The sequence below is a fragment of the Xanthobacter agilis genome, from assembly GCF_021730435.1.
In the GTDB taxonomy this organism is placed as follows: Bacteria; Pseudomonadota; Alphaproteobacteria; order Rhizobiales; family Xanthobacteraceae; genus Xanthobacter; species Xanthobacter agilis.
In genome coordinates this window covers 96,181-116,999 of record NZ_JABWGX010000011.1, presented here as the reverse complement: position 1 = coordinate 116,999, position 20,819 = coordinate 96,181, and the positions used below count along the sequence as shown (strand labels likewise).

Annotated in this window: 17 protein-coding genes; 9 read left to right on the top strand and 8 right to left on the bottom strand. The window is 66.4% G+C overall.

From position 1 onward, the window contains the following. Positions 1-40 precede the first annotated feature (40 nt). Both vnfG and vnfD read right to left on the bottom strand, forming a co-directional pair. The gene (gene vnfG, locus HUW53_RS10140) at positions 41-382 is read right to left on the bottom strand and encodes a V-containing nitrogenase subunit delta (protein WP_237345633.1); all 342 of its coding nucleotides are present in this window, start codon (positions 380-382) and stop codon (positions 41-43) included. Next, the gene (gene vnfD, locus HUW53_RS10135; protein ID WP_237345632.1) at positions 379-1,797 is read right to left on the bottom strand and encodes a nitrogenase vanadium-iron protein, alpha chain; all 1,419 of its coding nucleotides are present in this window, start codon (positions 1,795-1,797) and stop codon (positions 379-381) included. Before vnfD ends, vnfG begins: the two co-directional genes overlap by 4 nt. A gap of 463 nt (positions 1,798-2,260) precedes the next feature. Here vnfD and gloA point away from each other — a divergent pair, with 463 nt between their 5' ends. From gloA to HUW53_RS10120, 3 genes are all read left to right on the top strand, one after another. Continuing rightward, positions 2,261-3,118 (top strand): lactoylglutathione lyase, encoded by an 858-nt coding sequence (gene gloA / locus HUW53_RS10130; protein ID WP_237345631.1) that lies wholly within the window; start codon positions 2,261-2,263, stop codon positions 3,116-3,118. Positions 3,119-3,159: 41 nt separating this feature from the next. Beyond that, positions 3,160-4,047, top strand: a complete 888-nt coding sequence (gene nifH / locus HUW53_RS10125) for a nitrogenase iron protein (RefSeq protein ID WP_237345630.1) — start codon at positions 3,160-3,162, stop codon at positions 4,045-4,047. A gap of 80 nt (positions 4,048-4,127) precedes the next feature. Further along, on the top strand, positions 4,128-4,325 hold the full coding sequence (locus HUW53_RS10120; protein ID WP_237345629.1) for a Nif11-like leader peptide family natural product precursor: 198 nt from the start codon (positions 4,128-4,130) through the stop codon (positions 4,323-4,325). A gap of 193 nt (positions 4,326-4,518) precedes the next feature. Here HUW53_RS10120 and HUW53_RS10115 read toward each other — a convergent pair whose 3' ends face one another. Together HUW53_RS10115 and HUW53_RS10110 are read right to left on the bottom strand one after the other, a co-directional pair. Beyond that, positions 4,519-4,857, bottom strand: a complete 339-nt coding sequence (locus HUW53_RS10115) for a head completion/stabilization protein (RefSeq protein ID WP_237345628.1) — start codon at positions 4,855-4,857, stop codon at positions 4,519-4,521. Positions 4,858-4,885: 28 nt separating this feature from the next. After that, positions 4,886-6,508 carry a sigma-54-dependent Fis family transcriptional regulator gene (locus tag HUW53_RS10110; RefSeq protein ID WP_237345627.1) on the bottom strand — a complete coding sequence of 541 codons (1,623 nt, stop codon included), beginning with the start codon at positions 6,506-6,508 and terminating at the stop codon, positions 4,886-4,888. Between the two features lie 377 nt (positions 6,509-6,885). Between HUW53_RS10110 and nifE the strand changes: the two genes are divergently transcribed. The 6 genes from nifE (at position 6,886) to HUW53_RS10080 (ending at position 13,934) form a co-directional block, all read left to right on the top strand. Further along, positions 6,886-8,292 (top strand): nitrogenase iron-molybdenum cofactor biosynthesis protein NifE, encoded by a 1,407-nt coding sequence (gene nifE / locus HUW53_RS10105; RefSeq protein WP_237345626.1) that lies wholly within the window; start codon positions 6,886-6,888, stop codon positions 8,290-8,292. A 10-nt stretch (positions 8,293-8,302) separates the two neighbouring features. Continuing rightward, on the top strand, positions 8,303-9,673 hold the full coding sequence (gene nifN / locus HUW53_RS10100) for a nitrogenase iron-molybdenum cofactor biosynthesis protein NifN (RefSeq protein WP_237345625.1): 1,371 nt from the start codon (positions 8,303-8,305) through the stop codon (positions 9,671-9,673). Next, entirely contained in the window at positions 9,673-10,155 is a 483-nt protein-coding gene (locus tag HUW53_RS10095; protein ID WP_237345624.1) for a NifB/NifX family molybdenum-iron cluster-binding protein, read from the top strand. Before nifN ends, HUW53_RS10095 begins: the two co-directional genes overlap by 1 nt. A 5-nt stretch (positions 10,156-10,160) precedes the next feature. Beyond that, a complete protein-coding gene (locus HUW53_RS10090; RefSeq protein ID WP_237345623.1) occupies positions 10,161-10,487 on the top strand; it encodes a NifU family protein in 327 nt (108 codons plus the stop codon). 120 nt (positions 10,488-10,607) lie between these two features. Then, entirely contained in the window at positions 10,608-12,320 is a 1,713-nt protein-coding gene (locus HUW53_RS10085; protein WP_237345622.1) for a sigma 54-interacting transcriptional regulator, read from the top strand. Between the two features lie 147 nt (positions 12,321-12,467). Then, positions 12,468-13,934 (top strand): globin-coupled sensor protein, encoded by a 1,467-nt coding sequence (locus tag HUW53_RS10080; protein WP_237345621.1) that lies wholly within the window; start codon positions 12,468-12,470, stop codon positions 13,932-13,934. A gap of 119 nt (positions 13,935-14,053) precedes the next feature. Here HUW53_RS10080 and HUW53_RS10075 read toward each other — a convergent pair whose 3' ends face one another. From HUW53_RS10075 to HUW53_RS10060, 4 genes are all read right to left on the bottom strand, one after another. Continuing rightward, positions 14,054-14,851 carry a 4'-phosphopantetheinyl transferase family protein gene (locus tag HUW53_RS10075; protein WP_237345620.1) on the bottom strand — a complete coding sequence of 266 codons (798 nt, stop codon included), beginning with the start codon at positions 14,849-14,851 and terminating at the stop codon, positions 14,054-14,056. Positions 14,852-14,961: 110 nt separating this feature from the next. Next, positions 14,962-18,027: an efflux RND transporter permease subunit gene (locus HUW53_RS10070; RefSeq protein WP_237345619.1), complete on the bottom strand. Its 3,066-nt coding sequence runs from the start codon at positions 18,025-18,027 to the stop codon at positions 14,962-14,964. Positions 18,028-18,040: 13 nt separating this feature from the next. Next, positions 18,041-19,174 (bottom strand): efflux RND transporter periplasmic adaptor subunit, encoded by a 1,134-nt coding sequence (locus HUW53_RS10065; RefSeq protein WP_237345618.1) that lies wholly within the window; start codon positions 19,172-19,174, stop codon positions 18,041-18,043. Further along, positions 19,171-20,814 (bottom strand): efflux transporter outer membrane subunit, encoded by a 1,644-nt coding sequence (locus HUW53_RS10060; protein WP_272904177.1) that lies wholly within the window; start codon positions 20,812-20,814, stop codon positions 19,171-19,173. Before HUW53_RS10060 ends, HUW53_RS10065 begins: the two co-directional genes overlap by 4 nt. Positions 20,815-20,819 lie beyond the last annotated feature (5 nt).

Here is a 20,819-nt window from a genome sequence, read left to right as displayed (position 1 = left end):
GCAAGACCGTCCGGGCTCCGGCAGATGTGCGCCCTCGCCGTCAGTAGAGCGAGTGATTGAGCTCGTGGTTCAAGGACTTGGTGATGGTGTGCTCCACCAGCCTATCCTTGAGGCTGCCCATCAGCGCGTCGGCCTCCTCCGGCGCCACCTCGGCGATCCAGGGGAAGCGGCTCTTGAAGTCGCCCACCATGAGAAGCGCATCGGCGTAGAAGATCTTGTGCATGGGGGTGTCGCGCTTCGGCTCGCGGCCGGCGAGAAGATCGGTGGCGGTCGCGAGGATGCCGTCGATATTCTCCTGCCGGTCCCAGGAGCGGGAGGAGAACTGCCACAGGCAGCGCTCCTGCACATAGCCGAACAATTGATCCACCTGCTCGGGGCTCATTCCGCGGCCTCCTTGAAGGCGGCCGGAGCCGTGCCGCGAATATCCGTGCCCGCGAGCTTCAGGAGCGGGTTGTGCACGGCATTGTAGGTGTCGCGGGCGAGATTCACGAAACCTTCGAAGCCCATGTAGGGGCCGTTGTGGTAGCCGTGGCCGTTGACGTAGGGGATGTGCAGCTTCTTGACCAGCTCGCCCACGCGCGGGCCGGTGAAGATGACATCCGGCTTCACCTTCTCGATGATCTCGAAGAATTCCAGTTCGTTGCCGTCATCGATGTAATAGGTGCCGGACTGGCCACGGGCGATAACCTTCTCGAAGTCTTCCTGGTGGCCGAACTTGGAGGACATGGCGACCACCTGGATGCCGAGGTCGTCTTCCACCGACTTGGTCCAGTGCCACAGGCGCGGACCGCCGGTCCAGATCGCCATCTTGGTGCCCTGGAGCCGTTCCTTGTACCAGTCGAGCTTGCCCTTCCACTTCTCGTATTCGTCGGCGATCAGCGCTTCGCCGCGATCCTCGATGCCGAAGAAGGCGCAGATCTTGCGGATGCCTTCGGCCATGTAGCTGAAACCCCAGGAATCGATGTCCAGGCGGGGAATGCCGTAGCGCTTCTTCAGCTCGTTGGCGATGTAGCCAGAGGAGCGGGCGCAGTTGACCACGTTCAGTTGGGCGCGATGCATGCCGCGCAGGGCATCATAGGTGCCGTTGCCGGTGAAATGGGCGATGACCTGGATGCCGAGCTTGTCCCAATAGGTCTGGAGCAGCTGGGTATCACCCTGGATGTTGAAGTCGCCGATGAAGTTCATCGTGTAGTCGGAGGTGATTTCCGGCTCCAGCGAGCCCACCTTCTCGTTGATCCAGCCGATGTTGAGCACATGGTGGCCCTTGGACTGGGAGACGCCGGCGAATCCGGGGCATTCGCAGGTGAAGATGTCCACCTCGGGGCGCTCGGACATCACCTTCTTCGCCACCGCCTTGATATCGTCGCCGATGAGCGCCGTGGGGCAGGTGGTGTAGACGAACATGCGCTTCACGTCGGGCATTTCGTCGAAGGCTTCGTTGATGGACTTTTCAAGCCGCTTCTCGCCGCCGAAGACGATATGGCTTTCCTTCATGTCCGTCGACCAGACATACTTCATGTTGAAGTGGCCGTTGTCGGTCGGATAGCGCTTGGTGTGCCAGGTGTCGTAGGCGCAGCCGATGGGGCCGTGGATCATCTGGATCGTGTCTTTGAGCACGCCGCCGATCACGAGCTTGGCCCCGCAGAAGGCGCAGCCGCGCTCGGACAGGGTGCCCGGAATCGTGGACGCATTGGAAACAGGCAGGTAATCCCGCGAGTCCTCGCCATCCACCTTCAGGTAGATATGCTGCTGGCGCTCAGGAATATCCTTGTCGCACTCAAGCAAGACCATAGGCATGGGTTGAGCTCCTCACTCATGTGAGCATGGCCGGAAGTTGCGGCGGTGACGATCCCGTGCAGCAGCCGGCCGACAACGCGGCCGGCATCCGCGCAGAGGGTCCGGATATCTTTCCGAACCGCGTCGGCATCCCCATCGCAGGAAGCGTGCCAGAGCCGGTGGAGACTATGTCTCGTCGCATTCGGGCCTGGGTGCTGCAAAAAAAGGTGACCGCGTCCAGTCGCGGCTGCACGAATTGGTACGAAGCTGCGAAAAAGCGTACGCGCCAGTGCGAGAGACCCGGAAAAAGCCGGTGCCTGCGCTTGAAAACACTTCTGGCACGACTGTTGCGATTGAGTTCTCGAGCCGCCGCAGCCGGGCTCCTCGCCCTGCGGCGCGTGAAGTATCCATCTTCGATCGCGAGCATCGGGCAGACGCCGTGAATCCGCGCGCGCCGGCACGGTTTCGCGACCAAGGGGGCGCCATGTATCAGCCATCAGAGTATCAGCCATCAGATGAGCCATCGCAGGGCCATGTTGCGTCGCCGGTCGCCGCGGCAAACGGGAATGCCCGCGCCGCGGGCGGACCTGCGCTGCGGATTGCCGTCGCCTCCCGCGATGGCGCGCGCATCGACCAGCATTTCGGCCAGACCGAAACCTTCGACATCTACAATGTCACGACCGACGGCCCCGCGCTGGTGGAACGGCGCGTGATCGCGGAACATGAGCGCGAGGGTGAGGAACGGCGCGACACCATCTATCGCCTGATCGGCGACTGCCGCATGCTGCTGGTGGCGAAGATCGGCGCGACGCCGCAGGAGGTGCTCGCCTCCAAGGGGGTCGAGGCCACCGACCTGCATGCCGGCAAGGGCGTCGCGGCCGCGCTCGCGGAGGTGTTCACGGCCAAGACCGCCGCGGCCGACGCCGGCCCCCTGGACGCCTCCGACTTCCGTCTGCTCCATACCATGCTGCGGGTGGCGGACCTGGACCGCTCCATCGATTTCTACACGCGCCAACTCGGCATGACCGTGCTGGAGCGTCGCGAGCACAAGAAGAACCAGTTCTCGCAAGCGTATCTCGGGTATGGCGGCGGTTTTGCGCAGATGACGCTGGAGCTGGTGCAGAACTGGCAGCGGGAGGCGCCCTACGTGGCTGGGGATGGCTTCGGCCACATCGCCGTTTCCGTTTCCTCCATCACCCGCTTGTGCGACCGGCTGGCCGCCCAGGGGGTCCCCATGCCCCGCCCGCCGCGTCCGCAGCGGCACGGCGAGAGCGTCGTGGCCTTCGTCGAAGACCCCGACGGCCACCGCATCGAACTTGTTCAGGCGCCCGAGAACGCCTGAGCCGTTTCCCACCAGACTTGAAACGAGAAGGATTGGAACAGATGTCGTTGCGTCAGATCGCGTTCTACGGAAAGGGGGGGATTGGCAAGTCCACCACGTCCCAGAACACCCTCGCCGCCCTTGTGGATAAGGGGCAGAAGATTCTCATCGTCGGCTGCGATCCGAAGGCCGATTCCACGCGCCTCATCCTGCACGCCAAGGCCCAGGACACGGTTCTGAGCCTTGCCGCCAACGCCGGCTCGGTTGAAGACCTGGAGCTGGAAGATGTGATGAAGGTCGGCTACGGCGGCATCAAGTGCGTGGAATCTGGCGGTCCGGAGCCGGGCGTGGGCTGCGCGGGGCGCGGCGTCATCACCTCCATCAATTTCCTGGAGGAAAACGGCGCCTATGACGATGTGGATTATGTCTCCTATGACGTGCTCGGCGACGTGGTGTGCGGCGGCTTCGCCATGCCCATCCGCGAGAACAAAGCGCAGGAAATCTATATCGTCATGTCCGGCGAGATGATGGCGCTGTACGCGGCCAACAACATTGCCAAGGGCATTTTGAAATATGCCAATTCCGGCGGCGTGCGGCTCGGTGGCCTGGTCTGCAACTCGCGCCAGACCGACCGCGAATGGGACCTTGCCGATGCCCTGGCGCGGCGGCTCAACTCGCGGCTCATCCATTTCGTGCCGCGCGCCAACATCGTGCAGCACGCCGAGCTGCGCCGCATGACGGTGGTGGAATACGCCCCCGACAGCGCCCAGGCGGACGAATATCGGCAGCTTGCGGAAAAGGTGCATGCGAACAAAGGCAACGGCACCATTCCCACCCCCATCACCATGGAAGAACTGGAGGATCTGCTGCTCGACTTCGGCATTCTGAAGACCGAGGAGCAGCAACTTGCCGAGCTCGCAGCGAAGGAAGGTGCGCGGGCCGCAGTCTGACGCCGCTTTCCGGGGCGCGGCGCCAGCGCCGCGCCCCGCCCCGCCCCGGGGTGTGCTGGAAATCCATTGGAGGAGAGGGCATGTCGGTCGAATCAGCCGTCGCCTACATTCGCCGGATGCGGTCGGATGATGATTTTCGACGCAAGATGAACGAGGTCAGTGAAGACGATGACGCGAGCTGGACGGAGATCCGCAGCGCGGGATTCGATTTCACCATGAAGGAGTTCAAGCTGGCGCAGGACGAAATCTACAAGGAATATGGCATTACACCCATGTAGCCATCGCGGGTACCCATGCGGCCGCCCGGGAGTCGCGCGTGGTGGAATGCTGGCAGACCAACTCGGCCGCTCGTCCTGCAGGGACGGGCGGCTTTTTCGCGACTGTCGTGGGGGTCGGGTGGAGCATCGCGGCCTTCTTGCGCCGGCGGGCCTGGGACCGCGCCGGCGCCGTGTTGGCGTGCGGCTGGCGGGCCTATCGCCGATAGCGCAGCACCGCTTCGCGTTTCGCGGAGAAATGGCCGGCGATCTCCTGCGCCAGCGTGTCATCCACCGGGATGCCATAGGCGGTGGCTGCCTTGGTGATCTGCTCCGCGGGCACGCCCTGGAGCGAGGCGAAGCCGGCATTGGCAAGCGCCATCACGCGCTTCTTGAGCCCGTCGTCCGATGTGGCCGCCAGCCAGGTGTCGCGCAGCGTACCGGGCGTGTAGTCGCCGTCCAGGGTGAAGCTGGAATTGCAGCCGCGGATGGCCGCGGCCATGGCGATGTCGGCCAGAAGCAGATGAAAGCGCTGGTTCTCGGTCAGCTCACTCATGGAAGTCTCCTGCGGCTCGAGCGGGGGCTCACGGCGTGTCGTTGGCCGCCGCGCCGCGCCGATAGTTCTTGTAGTTGATGCCGTGCTTTTCCATCCGCAGGCCGAGGATGCGCCGGGTGAGGCCCAGGTCCTTCGCGGCCTCGGTGGTGTTGCCGTGGTGGTTCTTCAGGGCTTCGACGATCATCTCGTATTCGACCGCTTGGATCTTGGCCTCCAGCCCGCAGCCGAAGCTGGTGCCGGTCTCCGCGGAGGTCTGGAGTGAGGGCGGCAGGTTATAGCCGTGGATCACGCTGTCGTCGGAGAGGATCACCGAGCGCTCGATCACGTTCTCCAGCTCGCGCACGTTGCCGGGCCAGTGATAGGCCATCAGCATGTTGAGGGCGGGGGTGGAGATGCGCTTCACCTCCTTGCCGGTGTCTTCCGCGCATTTCGCGACGAAATGGTCGGTCAGCAGGATCACGTCGCTTGCCCGGTCGCGCAGGGGTGGGATGGTGATGGGGAAGACGTTGAGCCGGTAATACAGGTCCTCGCGAAAGGTGCCCTTCTCCACCATCTCCGGCAGGTTGCGGTTGGTGGCGGCGATGATCCGCAGATCGACCCGGATCGGCTTCGAGCCACCGACCCGGTCGAAGGTCTTTTGCTGCAGCACGCGCAGGAGCTTGGCCTGCATGGGCAGGGACAGCTCGCCCACTTCGTCGAGGAAGATGGTGCCGCCATCGGCCAGCTCGAAGCGTCCCTTGCGGGTGCCGAGCGCGCCGGTGAAGGCGCCCTTCTCATGGCCGAACAGCTCGCTTTCGATGATGCTTTCCGGCAGCGCGGCGCAATTGAACACCACGAACGGCCCCTCGGCGGAGGGGCTGTTATAGTGGATCGCGTTAGCCACCAGCTCCTTGCCGACCCCGCTCTCGCCCAGCACCAGCACGGTGGCCTTGGTGGCGGCCACCTTCTGGATGAGGCCATAGACCTCCTGCATGGGCTTGGAATTGCCGATGATGTTGGAGGGCTTGAACCGCTGGCGCAGCGCGCTCTTCAGGCGGCGGTTCTCGTTCTCGAGCCGCACCTTCTCCACGTTTTCCAGCAGATACAGTTCCACCGCCGGCGCGATCATGGAGGCGATGGTGGCGATCAGCTCCACGTCTTGTTTCAGGAGCCGTTGATCGAGATAGACACGCTCGGCGCTGATGGTGCCGTGCACCTTGCGCGAATGGATGATGGGCACGCAGAAGAAGGAGGCGCGCGCGGCGCTGCCGTCCTCATGGGCGCGGGTGCGGTCCAGAAAGCGCGGGTCGGCGGCAAGGTGCGGCACCACGATGGGCTTGCCGGTCTCCACCACCTCTCCGGTCAATCCCTCGCCCGGAAGATAGATGCCGCGCGACTTCTCTTCTTCCGTGAGGCCGAAGCTCTCATGGATGAAGATGGTCTCCGAGCCCCTGTCATAAAGGGTGACGGTGCCGCGGTGAACCTTGAGGCGCCTTTGCATCACCTTGAGGATGATGGCGAGGGACTTCGTCAGGTCTTCGTTTTCAGCGATCACCTGGCTGATCTGGTAGAGGATGGGCAGCACGTTGATCCGGCATTCGCCGGTGAAACAGTGCGTGAAGTCTTCGATTGTGTCGTCGACGTCCACGGTGACGATTTCCTCGGCAAGCATTGCAAAGCCAATCCCATCGGTGCACCGGCATCGTGGGTGAGTTTCGCAATTTCGGGACCATCCCGTCTCTGGCAGACGATGCCATTCTCACACACGTTATATAATTTTGGGAATATCCAAACTGCAGCGTCTCGGGATTTTTTGTCGGCGGCCTGTGGATCGAACGGAAATGTACAAATGCCGCGTTCATGGCCGCGTTTGTACGAAAAACAGGACCCTGCGGGCAGGCAGCGCGGGCGGGAGGCGGCTTGGTAAAGCCCATGTGCGTCCGTGGTTTGGTCGGCGCGGGGCCTGGAATCCGGCGCTGGCCCGCCGCTTGCTACTCCTGTGGTCATGTTCCCGTGGATATATCGGGATCCGTCTTCACGGAGGGTCACATGACGCCCGACGAGATCAAGGCTCTCATGAACGAGCCGGCTTGTGCCCACAACAAGAAGTCCAAATCCGGCTGCGCCAAGCCGAAGCCGGGCGCCACCCAGGGTGGATGCTGCTTCGATGGCGCCCGCAACGCGCTGCTGCCCATCTGTGATGTCGCGCACATCGTGCACGGCCCCATCGGCTGCGCCGGTTCGTCCTGGGACAATCGCGGCACCCGCTCGGGCGGCTCCGACATCTACCGCATCGGCATGACCACCGATCTCAACGACATGGATGTCATCACCGGCCGCGGCGAGAAGCGCCTGTTCAAGGCGATCGGCCAGGCGGTCGCGGACCATGCCCCGGCCGCGGTGTTCGTCTACAACACCTGCGTGCCGGCGCTCCAGGGGGACGATATCGAGGCGGTGGCGAAGGCCGCCGCGGCGCGTTTCGACGTGCCGGTGGTGCCGGTGGATTGCGCGGGCTTCTACGGCAACAAGAATCTCGGCAACCGCATCGCCGGGGACGCCGCCTATCGCCACATCATCGGCACGCGCGAGCCCGACCCGGTGCCGCCCGAGGCCGAGATCCCCGGCATCCGCCGTCACGACATCAACCTCATCGGTGAATGGAACGTGGGCGGCGAATTCTGGAATGTGGCGCCGTTGTTCGATGAGCTGGGCCTGCGGATCCTGTGCAGCTTCTCCGGCGACAGCCGCTTCCACGAGGTGCAGACCATGCACCGGGCCGAGGCGAGCATGGTGGTGTGCTCCAAGGCCATGCTGCATGTGGCGCGCAAGCTGGAGGACGATCACGGCGTGCCGTGGTTCGAGGGCAGCTTCTACGGGGTGGCCGACACCTCCCAGGCGTTCCGGGACTTCGCGTGCCTCTTGGGCGACGACGACCTGTCAGCGCGCGTCGCGGCGCTCGTGGCCCGCGAGGAAGCCAAGGTGGCCGCCGCATTGGCCCCGCTGCGGGCGCGGCTCGCCGGCAAAAGGGTGCTCATCTTCACCGGCGGCTACAAGTCGTGGTCGGTGGTTTCGGCCATGCAAGACCTGGGCATGGTGGTGGTGGCCACCGGCACCGAGAAATCCACCGAGGAGGACAAGGCCCGCATCCGCGCCCTGATGGGCCCCGAGGCCCGCATGATTTCGGACAACGATCAGACCGCACTCATCCAAACCTATCACGCGTGCGGCGCCGACATTCTCATCGCCGGGGACCGCTACATCTACCCGACGCTGAAGTCGCGCATTCCCTTCCTCGACATCGACCATGTCCGGCGCATCGGCTACGCGGGCTATGACGGCCTCGTCGAGCTGGCCCGCAACATCGACCATGCGGTGCATTCGCCGGTGTGGGCGGCGGTGCGCGACACGCCGCCGTGGCGGCGCGTGGCCCGTGTCGCCACGCGGCCGGCGGCATGAGGGCGCGGTGATGGCTGAAATCGTCCTGCCCACCAAGCCGCTGGCGGTGAATCCGCTGAAGGCGAGCCAGCCCATCGGCGCTTCGCTGGCGTTCCTGGGGCTGGCCGAGGCCATGCCGCTGGAGCACGGCGCGCGCGGCTGCACCAGCTTCAACAAGCTGTTCTTCATGCGTCATTTCAACGAGCCGATCGCGCTCCAGACCACGGCCATGGATCAGACCACGACCGTGCTCGGGGCCGACGACGCCGTGGTGGAGGCGTTGGCCACCATCTGCGAAACCAACCGGCCGCGGGTCATTGGCCTTGTCACCACAGGGCTTTCCGAGATGCAGGGCGCCGACGTGCCCCGCACCATCACCGCCTTCCGCAAACGCCGTCCGGATTTTGCCCATGTGGCGGTGGTGCCGGTGAGCGCATCCGACACCCTGGGCTGTCTGGAGAGCGGATTTGCCGCCGCCGTGACCGCCATGGTGGAAACCCTGGTGCCGCGGGCCGACCTTGCTGGCCGGCGCGCCGGCCAGGTGAATGTTCTCGCCTCCGCCATGCTCTCGCCGGGCGATCTCGACGAGGTGAGGAACTGGATCGAGGCGTTCGGCCTTAGGCCCATCATCCTGCCGGACCTTGCCGGCTCCCTCGACGGGCATCTGATCGAGGAGGGCTATTCCACCCTCACCTATGGCGGCACCAGCCGCGCCGACATCGCCACCATGGGGGAATCGGTGGCAACCCTGGTGGTTGGTCCCTCCCTCGACAAGGCGGCCGATGCCCTCAAGGCCCGCACCGGCGTGCCGGATCGGCGGTTCGCCAGTCTCACCGGCCTTGAGGCCGCCGACGCCTTCACTTTGGCGCTGGCCGACATTTCCGGCCGAGATGTGCCCGCCGGCATCGAACGGCAGCGGGCGCGGCTCACCGATGCCATGGTGGATTGCCAGTTCCAGTTCGGCGGCGCTCGTGTGGCGGTGGCTGCCGATGCAGATCTTTTGGCCGCGCTCACTGGCTTTTTCCACGCCATGGGCGCGCGGGTGGCGGCGGTGTCCTCGACCCGCGCCGGCCATCTCTCAAGCCTGCCGGTGGAGACCGTGGTGGTGGGGGATCTGGCCGATCTCGAATGGCTCGCGCGCGAGCAACAGGTGGACATGATCGTCACCAATTCGCACGGCGCGGAGATCGCCGCGCGCACAGGCGCGACGCTGCTGCGCGCCGGATTCCCGATCTATGATTCCTATGGCGCCCATGCGGATTCCGCCATCGGCTACGGCGGCACGCGCCGTCTGGTGTTCAAGGCGGCGGATCTGCTCGTCGCCCATTACCAGGAAATCGCACCGTATCGCTCGCGCTACCGCTCCGCGCCCCCCGCGCGGGCCGTGGGAGGGAGGTCCTGATGCTGAAGGTCGCTTTCGCCTCCAATGACCAAACCACCGTCAACCTGCACTTCGGCGGCGCCGAAAGCCTGGTGCTGTACGATGTCGCGCCCGGCCGGGCGGACCTGATCGGCGTCGGCGCGTTCCTGAGAGCCGATCAGGTGGGGGAAAGCGGTCGCGCCGGCCTGACCGGGACCGTTCAGGATAAGGTGCTGGCCAAGCTTGACTTTCTGGAGGGCTGCCATGCCGTTTATGCGGCTTCCATCGGCACGTCCTCCATCCGTCGGCTGATGGGCGTGGGGATTCAGCCCATTATCGTGGATACCGGCCACGACATCGTGGACCTGCTCAACGAAGTCAGCCTCGCCCTCGTTTATGGCGGCCTCGCCTGGGTCGAGAAGGCCAGGCTCAAGGCGCAGGCGCCGACCGTTTCCGTCCCGCCAGCCGCCGGCATCGCCGGCCAGAGCCATCGCCTCGTGTCCTCACTTGAAGAGCTGGAGTGATCCCGATGACCGACACCGCAGCCATTGCCTCGTCCGATGCGTCGCCCGCCGTTCTCTGCGGGGACGACGCCGACGCCTTCGCCGGTCGCGCCACGCTCAGCGAGGCCGAGCGCCTCGCTCTGATCGCCGCTACCATCGAGGAGATCCGACCCATCATCCGCGCCGATGGCGGGGATCTCGAACTGATCGCGGTGCGCGGTGAGCGGGTGGAGGTGCGCCTCACCGGCACCTGCCTGTCGTGCTCGCTCGCGGGCCAGACGCTCGGTGGTATTCGCCGCCGGCTCATGGCCGTGCTCGATATTCCGGTGATGGTCGTTCCCATCATCGGCTGACCCCGTGTCCCAGCGGCAGGGTTGCGCATTGCGGCGCTGCTCCAGGACGCGGCCTTGAGGCGGCGCTTCGAACGAGCGTGTTTCCGCTCCGCCCGCAGCCGTACCAGCGGAGAAAACGGCATGAACGTGATGTCCCCGCCCTCCGAGGCGATTCCCCTTCCGCCCGGCGATGCCGATGTGGCGCTGTCGGGGGTGTGCGAGATCGCCGAGATCCTCGCCGAGCCGCAGCCGCCGGCGTGCGCCATCGGCGCGGCCCTGGGCGTCCTGTCGCGTTTCTGCGGGCTCGATCATGGGCTTGTCTGCATCGTTGACGACACCGGCGCTCCGCGTCCGCTCGCCGCCGGCGCTGGAGAGGCCAGCGCGGCGGCGGAGCGCGCGGGTGGCGCCTTTCTGGCGGAAATCGCCGACACGGCGCTGCCGTCCGTGGCGCGCACGCCGGGTTGCGCGGGGGGAGACAAGGAGGTCCGTATCGGCGTGCCCATAAAGGAAGCGGGCCGGGTGGTCGGCACCTTGAGCGTGGAGCGCCTGCGGCGGTCGGGCATGGCGGGCAGTTGCGACGAGGATCTGCGGGTTTTGACCGTGGTGGCGAGCCTCGTGGCGGCCGCGTTGCGCGTGGCCCCGCCACCGAAGGAGTTGGCGCCGCCGGTGGAGACGCCGCCCGGCGCGCCGCCGCGCCCGCGCGACCTGGGCATCGTCGGGTCCAGCGCGGCCTTGGGGGCGGCGCTGGACAAGGTGGCGCGGGTGGCGGGGAGCGCTCTCGCCGTGCTGCTGCGCGGCGAGAGCGGTACCGGCAAGGAGCTGTTCGCCCAGGCGGTTCACCACCTGTCCCCCCGCCGGGCCGGGCCGTTCGTGAAGGTCAATTGCGCGGCGCTGCCGGAAACGATGCTGGAGTCGGAGCTTTTCGGCCACGAGAAGGGCGCTTTCACGGGAGCCCTGGCGGCGCGCAAAGGCCGATTCGAGCTGGCCGATGGCGGCACCTTGTTCCTTGATGAGATTGGCGACATCTCCGCGGGCTTCCAGGCCAAGCTGTTGCGGGTGCTGCAGGAGGGGGAGTTCGAGCGGGTCGGCGGGACGCGGACGCTGAAGGTGGACGTGCGGATCGTGGCCGCCACCAATCGGGATCTCGAAACGGCCGTGGCGATGGGCGTTTTCCGGGCCGATCTCTATTATCGCCTGGGCGTCGTGCCCATCCTGCTGCCGGCGTTGCGGGATCGGCCCGGCGACATTCCGGTGCTCGCCCGCCATGTCCTGCAGCGCTTCAATGCCGAGAACCACACCCGCCTGAAGCTCGGCGCCTCGGCCCTTGAGGTCGTGCGCGCCTGCGCGTTTCCCGGCAATGTGCGCGAGCTTGAGAACTGCATCCGGCGCACCGCTATTCTGGCGCAGGGGCCGCAGATCGAGGCCACGGATTTCGCCTGCCGGGGCGAGGGGTGTCCCGCCGGCCTGCTGGCGCGTCACCTGAGGGTTGCGTCGCGGGGCCAGCGCCGATTCGCTGCCGGAGAGGGGCGCTCGCGGAGCCTCTATCGCGAGGACACCGGATGTCCACCCGAGGACGACGTCCTCACAGGGGCGGAGCGGTTGTCGTCGTGCTCGCCGTTCGACATGCCGGACCCGGCCGCAGATGCCCGGACCGTCGAGATGTCCGGGCGCGGCGTCGCGAGGCGAAGCGCGGCGCGGGTTCACATCCCGCGCCTGCCCGATGCCGAAATGCTGCTCGACGCGATGGAGACGGCTGGCTGGGTGCAGGCAAAAGCGGCGCGCCTGCTCAATCTGACGCCGCGCCAGGTGGCTTACGCGCTGAACCGGCACGGTATCGACGTCAAGAAATTCTGAGCCTCGGCCCGATCGCGCGCGGTGCGGCAGATGCCGGTGGCAGCCGGCGTTCCACCGTCGCGCGATCGGGGAGCAAGGCCCATCTCCGCCGCGCCGGCGTCCCTCGGCGGCGAGAGTGTTGCAGGGATGGGCGGGGTCTTGAAAGCCATGGACAGACTGCAATTCAACCTGATCGACGAGGATACTGTCGCGCTCCTGAGATCATCGAAGACGACCATCCTCGCCGTTCTTTCTCCGGTGCTCGATGCGTTCTACGCGCATCTGGGAGGGATACCGGAAACGCGTCGGTTCTTCGCCGATGGGGCGGCAATGAGTCGGGCCAAGGGCCTCCAGCTCGATCATTGGGCGGTGATCCTCGATGGGCGGTTCGATGCGGAATACGACACCTCGGTGATGCGCATCGGCGAGATGCACCACAGGCTCGGGCTGGAGCCCCGCTGGTACATCGGCGGCTACAGCTTCCTCATCAGCCAGGCGGTGGCGGCGATCGGCGCGGAGGGCGCGCGCGGTGCTCTCCCGGACCGCCGCAAGCGCCGTCGCGCAACCGAGCTTCAAAGCGCCCTGATCCGGGTCGCCATGCTCGACATGGAGCTTGCCCTCGATGTCTATCTCCGGGCCGGACGACGGGACCGGCGCGCCATGCTCGATCGTGTGGCCCTGTCCTTCGAGAACTCTGTCGGCGCGGTGGTTTCCGTCATTTCAGCGTCGATGACCGAGCTGCACGCCACGGCGCAGGGCATGACCGCCTTCGCGGAGGAGACCGCGCGACGGTCGGCGGCGGTGGTGGCGGCTGCCGACCGGGCATCCGCCGACGTGGAGGCGACGGTGACCGCCGGCATCAAGCTGTCGGCATCGGTGCAGGACATCGGCAGCCAGGTGAAGCACTCCACGGATGTTGCGGCCTGTGCGGCGCAAAATGCCGGCCAGGCGCGCGCCAAGGTCACGACCTTGTCGGAGGCCGCGGGCCGGATCAGCGGCATCGTCGGCATGATCAGCGAGATTGCCGGCAAGACGCATCTGCTGGCTCTCAATGCGACCATCGAGGCGGTCCATGCCGGCGCGGCAGGCCAGGGGTTTGCCGTGGTGGCGGAGGAGGTCAAGCAGCTCGCGGGGCGGACCGGCAAGGCGACATCGGAAATCCGGTCCCAGATTGAGGCGGTCCAGTTGGATACCCGAGAGACCCTCGCGGATATCGAACGCATCGCCGGCACGATCGCCGTGCTCAACACCGCGACCGGGGCCATTTCCGCAACGGTTCGCAACCAGGAAGATGCGGCGAGGGCCATCACGGGCACCATCGACCATGTCTCGAAGGGCACCCTTGAGGTGTCCGATGGAATCTCCCTGGTCGCGGGCGCGGTTCTGGAATCGAAGACGACGGCCGGCCGCCTGTTTTCCGCCGCGGATGGTCTCCGCCAGCAATTGGAGACGTTGCAGGCGGAAATGCGGACGTTCCTGGACGAAGTTCATCTGGATAAGGGCGACGAGCGGGAAGGGGCGGGTCCCAAGCTTAAGCCGGCGCTCGAAGGGCATGGCACGCCCACCCGGTTGTCGCACCCACCCCGCGTGGCGCCGGTCGAAGCTCGGGCAAGGGGGCGTGAAGCGAGGGCGTGAAGCGCGGTCCTGGCCAGGGTCGGGCAAGGGAAGGGCGAGGGAAGGGCCGGGACTTCGGGGAGCGGCGTCGGATTTACGCGCGCGGCCGGATCGCGACGCGGAGCGCCATGCCGCGGCTTTCAGGCGGCGGGGGCCGCGGCTCCCAGCCACGCGGCCAAGGTGGTGACCGGCTCGGTGCCGTTCGCGCCGAGCCACTGCACGGTGTGCGGCAGCACGGCGGCAAGGCACAGGTCCCCCCTGCAAAAGGCGAAGCCCTCATATTGCCCGAAGTTGGAAAATCGCGCGCGCGCACCGCTCGGAGCGGGGTCCAGGGTCGCCACCTCCAGCAGGTCGAACGGTACGGTGAGGCCGCATCGCAGCGCTTTGGAGAGGGCCTCCTTCAGGCACCAGAGCAGGAGCAGTCTTCGGTCTTCGTCGAGATCCAGGGCTGTCATCGCCAAAGCCTGCTCGCGGGCTCCGGCCTGTTCGCGCAGCACGGGGCGATGCTCCGGGCTCAGTTGTTCCAGATCCACGCCCATGGGGCAGGCCTCGGGATGCGCCAGCGCCACCGCCAGCGTTCCGGTGTGGGACAAGGTGACCTGGAGATTGGAGACCCCGGGGCCGGAAACCACCGGCTGCTCCAGCACGCCGGGCAAGACATGGAAGTCGCGCGCCGCCGCGGACGGCAGCAGGTGGCGCAGGGCCTGCTTGGCCGCGCGCCGACCGGCCAGGAACGAGTGTCGGCGACGCGGCGCGAGCCGGTCGGTGAGACGGGCGGCCTCCAACGGGCTCAAGACCTCGTCCGCCTGAGCCTCCAACTGCGCAAGCGGTAACCGGTTGAGCGACATGGCCCCGGCCATCACCCCGCTTGCCGAAACGAGACGAAACGGCGCGTCCCGCTCGAACCACTCCGCCTCGGTGCCGTTTGCTTCGGGCATTCCCGGTTCCTTGGATCATCTTCAGGCGAGGGGTGGATTTTCCTGCGGGAGATGTGGACGCGCAAGAATGGCGAGGGGATGACGTGCGCCCGTGCGGATGTAAACCCCTCTCAGGGGGTGGCGGCGGTCTCGGCCGCCGGCGTCTCGCGGTTGTGGCTGATGAGAAGGTAGAAGGCCGGCACCACGAACAAGGTGAAGAAGGTGCCGATGGCCAGGCCGGACGCGATCACAAGGCCCATGTTATAGCGCGAGTTGGCGCCCGCGCCGGTGGCGATGATGAGCGGGGTCACGCCCAGCACCATGGCGGCCGTGGTCATGAGGATCGGCCGCAGGCGGATGGAGGCGGCTTCGATGATCGCCTCGCGCTTGGTGCGTCCCGCCTCGCGCAGCCCGTTCGCCACCTCCACCATCAGGATGCCGTGCTTGCTGACGAGGCCCATCAGCGTCACCAGGCCGACCTGGGTGTAGATGTTGATGCTGGCGCCGCCGATGCCGAGCCAGATGAAGACGAGAGCCCCCGCCAGCGACATGGGCACCGACACCAGGATGATGAGCGGATCGCGGAAGCTGTTGAACAGCGCCGCCAGCGCCAGGAAGATGATGACGAGGGCGAGCGCGAAGGTGGTGACGAAGCCGTTGGATTCGTGCTCCAGCTGCCGCGACGCCCCGGCGTAGTCGATGCTGTAGCCGGACGGCAGGGCCCGGGCCGCGATCGCCTGCAGCTCCGCCAGGGCCTCCCCGTCCGACACGCCCGGCATGGCGATGCCCGAAATGGTGGAGGAATTGAGCTGCTGGAAGTGGTTGAGCGATTGCGGAACGGTCTTCATCTCGATCCGGGCGATGGTCGACAGCGGCACGTTCGTGCCGTCCCCGGCCCGGATGTAATAGTTAAGAAGCTGATCGGTATTGAGCCGATGCAGCTGCATCACCTGGGGAATGACCTTGTATGACTTTCCACCGAGGTCGAAATAATTGGTGTAGCTGCCGCCGAGCAGGGTCGCCATGGCCGCGCCCACGTCGCTCATGTTGAGGCCGAGACTCGAGACCGTGTCACGGTCGAAATGGATGGTGGCGTGCGGCTGGTCGATCTTCATGTCGCTGTCGAGGAAGATGAACTTGCCGCTTTTCATCGCCTCGGCGAGGAAGTTCTGCGAGGCCTCATAGAGCCGCTGGTAGGAATCATTCGACTTCAGCACGAACTGGATCGGCAGCCCGCTGCTGCCGGGCAGGGGCGGCAGCTGGAAGGCGGCCACGCGGACGCCGGCGATCTTGTCGAACTCCCGCTGGATGAGCGGGGCCAGCGCGAGCGCAGATTGCTTGCGCTCGCCCCATGGCTTCAGCACCCAGCCGCCGATGACCTCTCCCGGCATGTCGATCTGGAAGACGAGGTCGGTCTCCGGCTGCTTGTCGAGGATGGCGTAAATCTGCTGCACATAGAATTCGCGCTGCTCCAGCGTGGCGTTCGGCGCCGCGGTCATCATGGTCATGATGACCCCCTCGTCCTCGGGGGGTGCCAGCTGCGCGGTGGAATTGGTGTACAGCCAATAGATGCTCGACAGCACCAGGGCGCCGAACAGGAGGGTGAGCGGCAGCAGCCGCAGCGAGGCCGAGAGCGCCCGCCGGTAGCCGGCGGTGATGGCCTTCATGGTGCCGTCGATGGCGCGCACCAGCCGCGCGTCCAGGGTTCGGGCATCGGGATCGTAGGGCGCCAGCAGATGGGCGCAGCTCATGGGCGACAAGGTCAGGGCGATCACCGCCGAGACCAGCACCGCCGCGACCAGGGTGAAGGCGAATTCCGTGAACAGGCTGCCGGTGAGCCCGCCCTGGAAGCCGACCGGGACATAGACCGCGATCAGAACCGTCGTCATGGCGATGATGGGGCTCGCCAGCTCGCGCGCGGCGGCGATGGCCGCGTCTAGCGGCGTCAGCCCCTGCTCCAGGTGGCGGTTGACGCCCTCCACCACGATGATGGCATCGTCCACCACAAGGCCGATGGCGAGCACCAGCGCCAGCAAGGTCAGGAGATTGATGGAAAAGCCGAACGCCAGCATCACGGCGAAGCTGCCGATGAGCGAGAGCGGGATCGCCACGATGGGGATCAGCACCGAACGCCACGAGCCGAGGAAGGCGAACACCACCAGCGTGACGATCACCGCCGCCTCGAACAGGGAGCGGACCACTTCCTCGATGGAGCTGTTCACGAAGTCGGTGGCGTCGTAGAGCACCGTGCCGGAGAGGCCGGTGGGCAGGTCGGCGAAGATGGCGGGCAGCACCTGCCGCACGCCGCGGATCACGTCCAGCAGGTTGGCCGAGGGCGCCACCTGGATGCCCACATAGACCGCCGACTTGCCGTTGAAGCTGGTCCTGGAATCGTAGTCGTCGCTGCCGAGGGTGACATTCGCCACGTCCTTCAGACGGATGACCGCGCCCGAGACGTTCTTGACGATGAGCTGCCGGAACTCCTCCACCGTGTGCAGATTGGTGGCGGCCGAGAGCTTCACCTGGATCAGCCGGCCCTTGGTGGTGCCGACACCGGAGATGTAATCGTTGGTGCCGAGCGCGGTTGCCACGTCGGTGGCGGTGAGGCCATGCGCCGCCAGCTTGTCGGGGTCGAGCCAGGCCCGCAACGCGAAGTTCTTGCCGCCCAGGATCTCCGCCACCTGCACGCCCGCGACCGCCTGAAGCTTGGGCTGCACCACCCGCGCCACATAGTCGGTTACCTCGTTCTCGGCCAGGATGGTGCTGGAAAAGGCGATGTACATGGCGTCGATGGTCGCCCCCACCTTCAGGGCGAGGATCGGCTGCTGGGTGCCGTTGGGCAACTGGTCCAGAACCGAGCTGACCTTGGTGCTGATCTCGGTGAGCGCCTTGCCGGTGTCGTAGTTCAGCCGCAGGTTCACGTTGATCGTGCTGACCCCGGTCTGGCTCGACGAGGTCATGTAGTCGATGCCGTTGGCCTGGGCGATGACGTTTTCCAGCGGCGCGGTGATGAACCCGGCGATGATGTCGGCATCGGCGCCGGCATAGGTGGTGGTGATGGTCACCACGCCATTCTGCATTTGCGGATACTGAAGGATCGGCAGCGCGAACATGGCGCGAAGCCCGATCACCAGGATCAGCGCGCTCACCACCAGGGCGAGCACCGGGCGCCGGACGAAGATGTCGGTGAAGCGCATCGTGCGTCTCCTGTCAGTCCGACACTTTCGGATCGGCCTCGGTCTTGGGAATATGCGAATTGTCGATCACCGCCGGCGTGCCGTTGCGCAGCTTGATCTGGCCCGCCACCACCACCGTCTCGCCCTCCTTGAGGCCGGAGACCACGGCGATCAGGTCCCCGCGCGCCTGGCCGGTCTTCACGAAGGTCTCGCGCGCCACCAGGGCCTTGCCGTCGGTGCTCTTTTCCAGAACGAAGACGGTCGCCCCGTAGGGATTGGCCACGATGGCGGTCTGCGGCAGCGTCACGAACCGCTCCGCTTTGCCAAGGTCCAGGGCGATCTTCGCGAACATCCCGGGCACCAGGCGGCCGTTCGGGTTCTTCAACGTGGCCCGGACGCGGACGTTGCGGCTGCCGGTCTCGATCTTGGGATTGATGGCGCTGACAGTGCCGGGGAACGTCTCGCTGGGATAGGTGTCGATCTTCACCGTCACCGGCTGGCCCACCTCGATGCGCCCGAAATACTGTTGCGGAACATAGAAGTCGGCGAAGATGGGGTCGAGCGCCTGAAGCGTGACGACGGTGGTGCCCGCGCTCACATATTGCCCGAGGTCGACGCTGCGGATGCCAAGGTGGCCCGAGAACGGCGCCTTGAGGCTGTATTGATTGACCAGGGCCTGCTGTTGCGCCACCAGGGCCTCGGCATTCTTCAGATTGGCCTGGTCGGTGTCCACCGTGGCCTGGCTCACGGCCTTGATCTTGAGCTGCTCGGTGTCACGCTTCAGCGTCAGGGCATTGAGGGCGGCGGTGGCCTTCAGCGAGTCGAGCTTGGCCACCTGGTCGTCGGCGATGAGCTGGAGCAGGGGCATGCCGGCCTGGACCGGATCGCCGGATTCAAAGGAGATGGATTGCACGATGCCGGAGACCTGGAGCGCGAGGTCGGCGCCCTTCGAGGCGCGCAGCTCGCCCACCAGCTCCATGCTGGGCTGCCACATCTGCGTTTTTGCCGGCTCCGCGGCGACCGTCTGCGGCGGGCCGCCATGGTCCGCCGGTCCCTTGCCCGCCGGTCCCTTGCCGGCGCCGCTGGGCGCAAGGGGATTGAAGCCATAGACGAGGCCGCCGACCAGCGCGGCGACCACCACCCAGAACATGACACGCCGTTTCGTCACCGGGTCGTCTCCATGGACGTGTTGGAGGCCTCTGGGGTCGCGGGGGCCGCGCCGAAGGCGGCTTCCCTGGTCGCTGCGGTGGCGGGCCCGTCCGGTCCCTGAAGGTAGCCGCCGTCGCGCGGCAGGGCGGCTTTGGTCTCGTCGGTGCGGTTCCACCATCCCCCGCCCAGGGATTGGAACAGCGCCACCGTGTCGGTGTAGCGCGTGGCCTGCGCCTGGATGCGGGAGATCAGCGCGTTCTGGTAGGTCTGCTGGGCGTTGATGATGATCGCGTAGCTGATTGCGCCGACCTTGAACTGCTGCTGCGCCATGGTGAGGCTGTCGCGTGCGGATTTCTCCGCCGCCGCCTGCGCGCGCAGGGTGGCGGCATCGTATTGCACCGCCCGGAGCGAATCCGCCACGTTCTGGAACGCGGTGATGACCGTGCTCTGGTACAGGGCATAGTCCTGCTCGAAGGTCGCGACGCTCGCTTCCTTGGTGCGATAGAGCTGCCCGCCATCCATAAGCTGCTGCTGGATGTTGGCGGCGACGGTCCAGGCCAGGCTCTGCGGCGTGAAAAGCTGGCCCAGGGTGAGGGCCTCGGTCCCCAGCGAGGGGGTCAAGGTGAATCGCGGCAGCAGGTTCGCGACGTTCACGCCGACGGTGGCCGCCGCCTGATGCAGGGTCGCCTCGGCCGCGCGGATGTCGGGGCGCTGGCGCACCAGCTGCGCGGGAAGGCTCACCGGCAGCTTGCCGGGCAGGCGCAGTTGCGCGAGGTTCACGCTCTCGCCCCGGTCCTGGCTGGGCAGGCGGCCGAGATAGGCCATCAACTGGTTGCGCCCCTGGGCGAGCTGCTTCTGCAGCGGCGGCAGGGCGGCCTGGGTTTGGGCGAGGGTCGCCTGCTGGGACAGCACGTCCGCCTGCGAGACCGCGCCGACCTCGAATTGGCGCCGCACGCGGTGCAACTGGTCGGTCTCGGCGGCAATGATCTCCTGGGTGGCGGCGATCTGAGCCCGCAGGGACGCATCGGTGATGGCGGCCGTGACCACATTGGCCGTCAGGGCGAGATAGGTCGCCTCCAGCTCGAAACGCTGATAGCGGGCCTGGGCCTCCGCCGATTCCACCTGCCGCCGCAGGCCGCCGAACACGTCGAGGGTGAAGGTGACGCTCACCGACGCATTGTAGAGATTGTAGAGGGACGGCGCCCCGGTGGTGCCGCCCGAGGCCGCGGGCACCTGCTCGCGGGTGGCGGAGAAGGTTCCGGGGATCTGAGGCGCGAGCGCGCCCTGGGCCTGGAGCACCGATTGGCGCGCCGACTGCAAGGCATATTGCGCGGCCTTCACATCGGGATGATTGCGGACGGCTTCCTCCACGAAGGCGTTGATCTGCGGGGAGCCGAATTCCCGCCACCACTGTCCGCCCACGTCGAGACCGGTCACGAAGGTCTGTGGCGCCCCACCCGCGATGGCGGTGGCCGCTGCCGGCGCGAGCTTGCCCTCGGGTGTGTAGCCGCTCACGTCCGGAGCCGGCGGGGGCTGGAAATCCGGCCCGACCATGCAGCCCGAGAGCAGCAGCGCGCCTGTGCCCGCTCCGATCCACCGGTGGACCCGGTGGGTGGCGCCATATCGGGGGGGAAAGCTCTGTCCTGCTGCTCGGCTCATGGTGA

Bases quoted from the DNA above. Each gene is read 5' to 3' on its own strand.
- HUW53_RS10110 (WP_237345627.1), bottom strand. From the start codon at position 6,508: ATGCTTGCCGAGGAAATCGTCACCGTGGACGTCGACGACACAATCGAA.
- nifH (WP_237345630.1), top strand. From the start codon at position 3,160: ATGTCGTTGCGTCAGATCGCGTTCTACGGAAAGGGGGGGATTGGCAAG.
- HUW53_RS10070 (WP_237345619.1), bottom strand. From the start codon at position 18,027: ATGCGCTTCACCGACATCTTCGTCCGGCGCCCGGTGCTCGCCCTGGTG.
- HUW53_RS10080 (WP_237345621.1), top strand. From the start codon at position 12,468: ATGGACAGACTGCAATTCAACCTGATCGACGAGGATACTGTCGCGCTC.
- nifN (WP_237345625.1), top strand. From the start codon at position 8,303: ATGGCTGAAATCGTCCTGCCCACCAAGCCGCTGGCGGTGAATCCGCTG.
- vnfD (WP_237345632.1), bottom strand. From the start codon at position 1,797: ATGCCTATGGTCTTGCTTGAGTGCGACAAGGATATTCCTGAGCGCCAG.
- HUW53_RS10120 (WP_237345629.1), top strand. From the start codon at position 4,128: ATGTCGGTCGAATCAGCCGTCGCCTACATTCGCCGGATGCGGTCGGAT.
- gloA (WP_237345631.1), top strand. From the start codon at position 2,261: ATGTATCAGCCATCAGAGTATCAGCCATCAGATGAGCCATCGCAGGGC.
- HUW53_RS10095 (WP_237345624.1), top strand. From the start codon at position 9,673: ATGCTGAAGGTCGCTTTCGCCTCCAATGACCAAACCACCGTCAACCTG.
- HUW53_RS10115 (WP_237345628.1), bottom strand. From the start codon at position 4,857: ATGAGTGAGCTGACCGAGAACCAGCGCTTTCATCTGCTTCTGGCCGAC.
- HUW53_RS10090 (WP_237345623.1), top strand. From the start codon at position 10,161: ATGACCGACACCGCAGCCATTGCCTCGTCCGATGCGTCGCCCGCCGTT.
- nifE (WP_237345626.1), top strand. From the start codon at position 6,886: ATGACGCCCGACGAGATCAAGGCTCTCATGAACGAGCCGGCTTGTGCC.
- HUW53_RS10075 (WP_237345620.1), bottom strand. From the start codon at position 14,851: ATGCCCGAAGCAAACGGCACCGAGGCGGAGTGGTTCGAGCGGGACGCG.
- HUW53_RS10085 (WP_237345622.1), top strand. From the start codon at position 10,608: ATGAACGTGATGTCCCCGCCCTCCGAGGCGATTCCCCTTCCGCCCGGC.
- HUW53_RS10060 (WP_272904177.1), bottom strand. From the start codon at position 20,814: ATGAGCCGAGCAGCAGGACAGAGCTTTCCCCCCCGATATGGCGCCACC.
- vnfG (WP_237345633.1), bottom strand. From the start codon at position 382: ATGAGCCCCGAGCAGGTGGATCAATTGTTCGGCTATGTGCAGGAGCGC.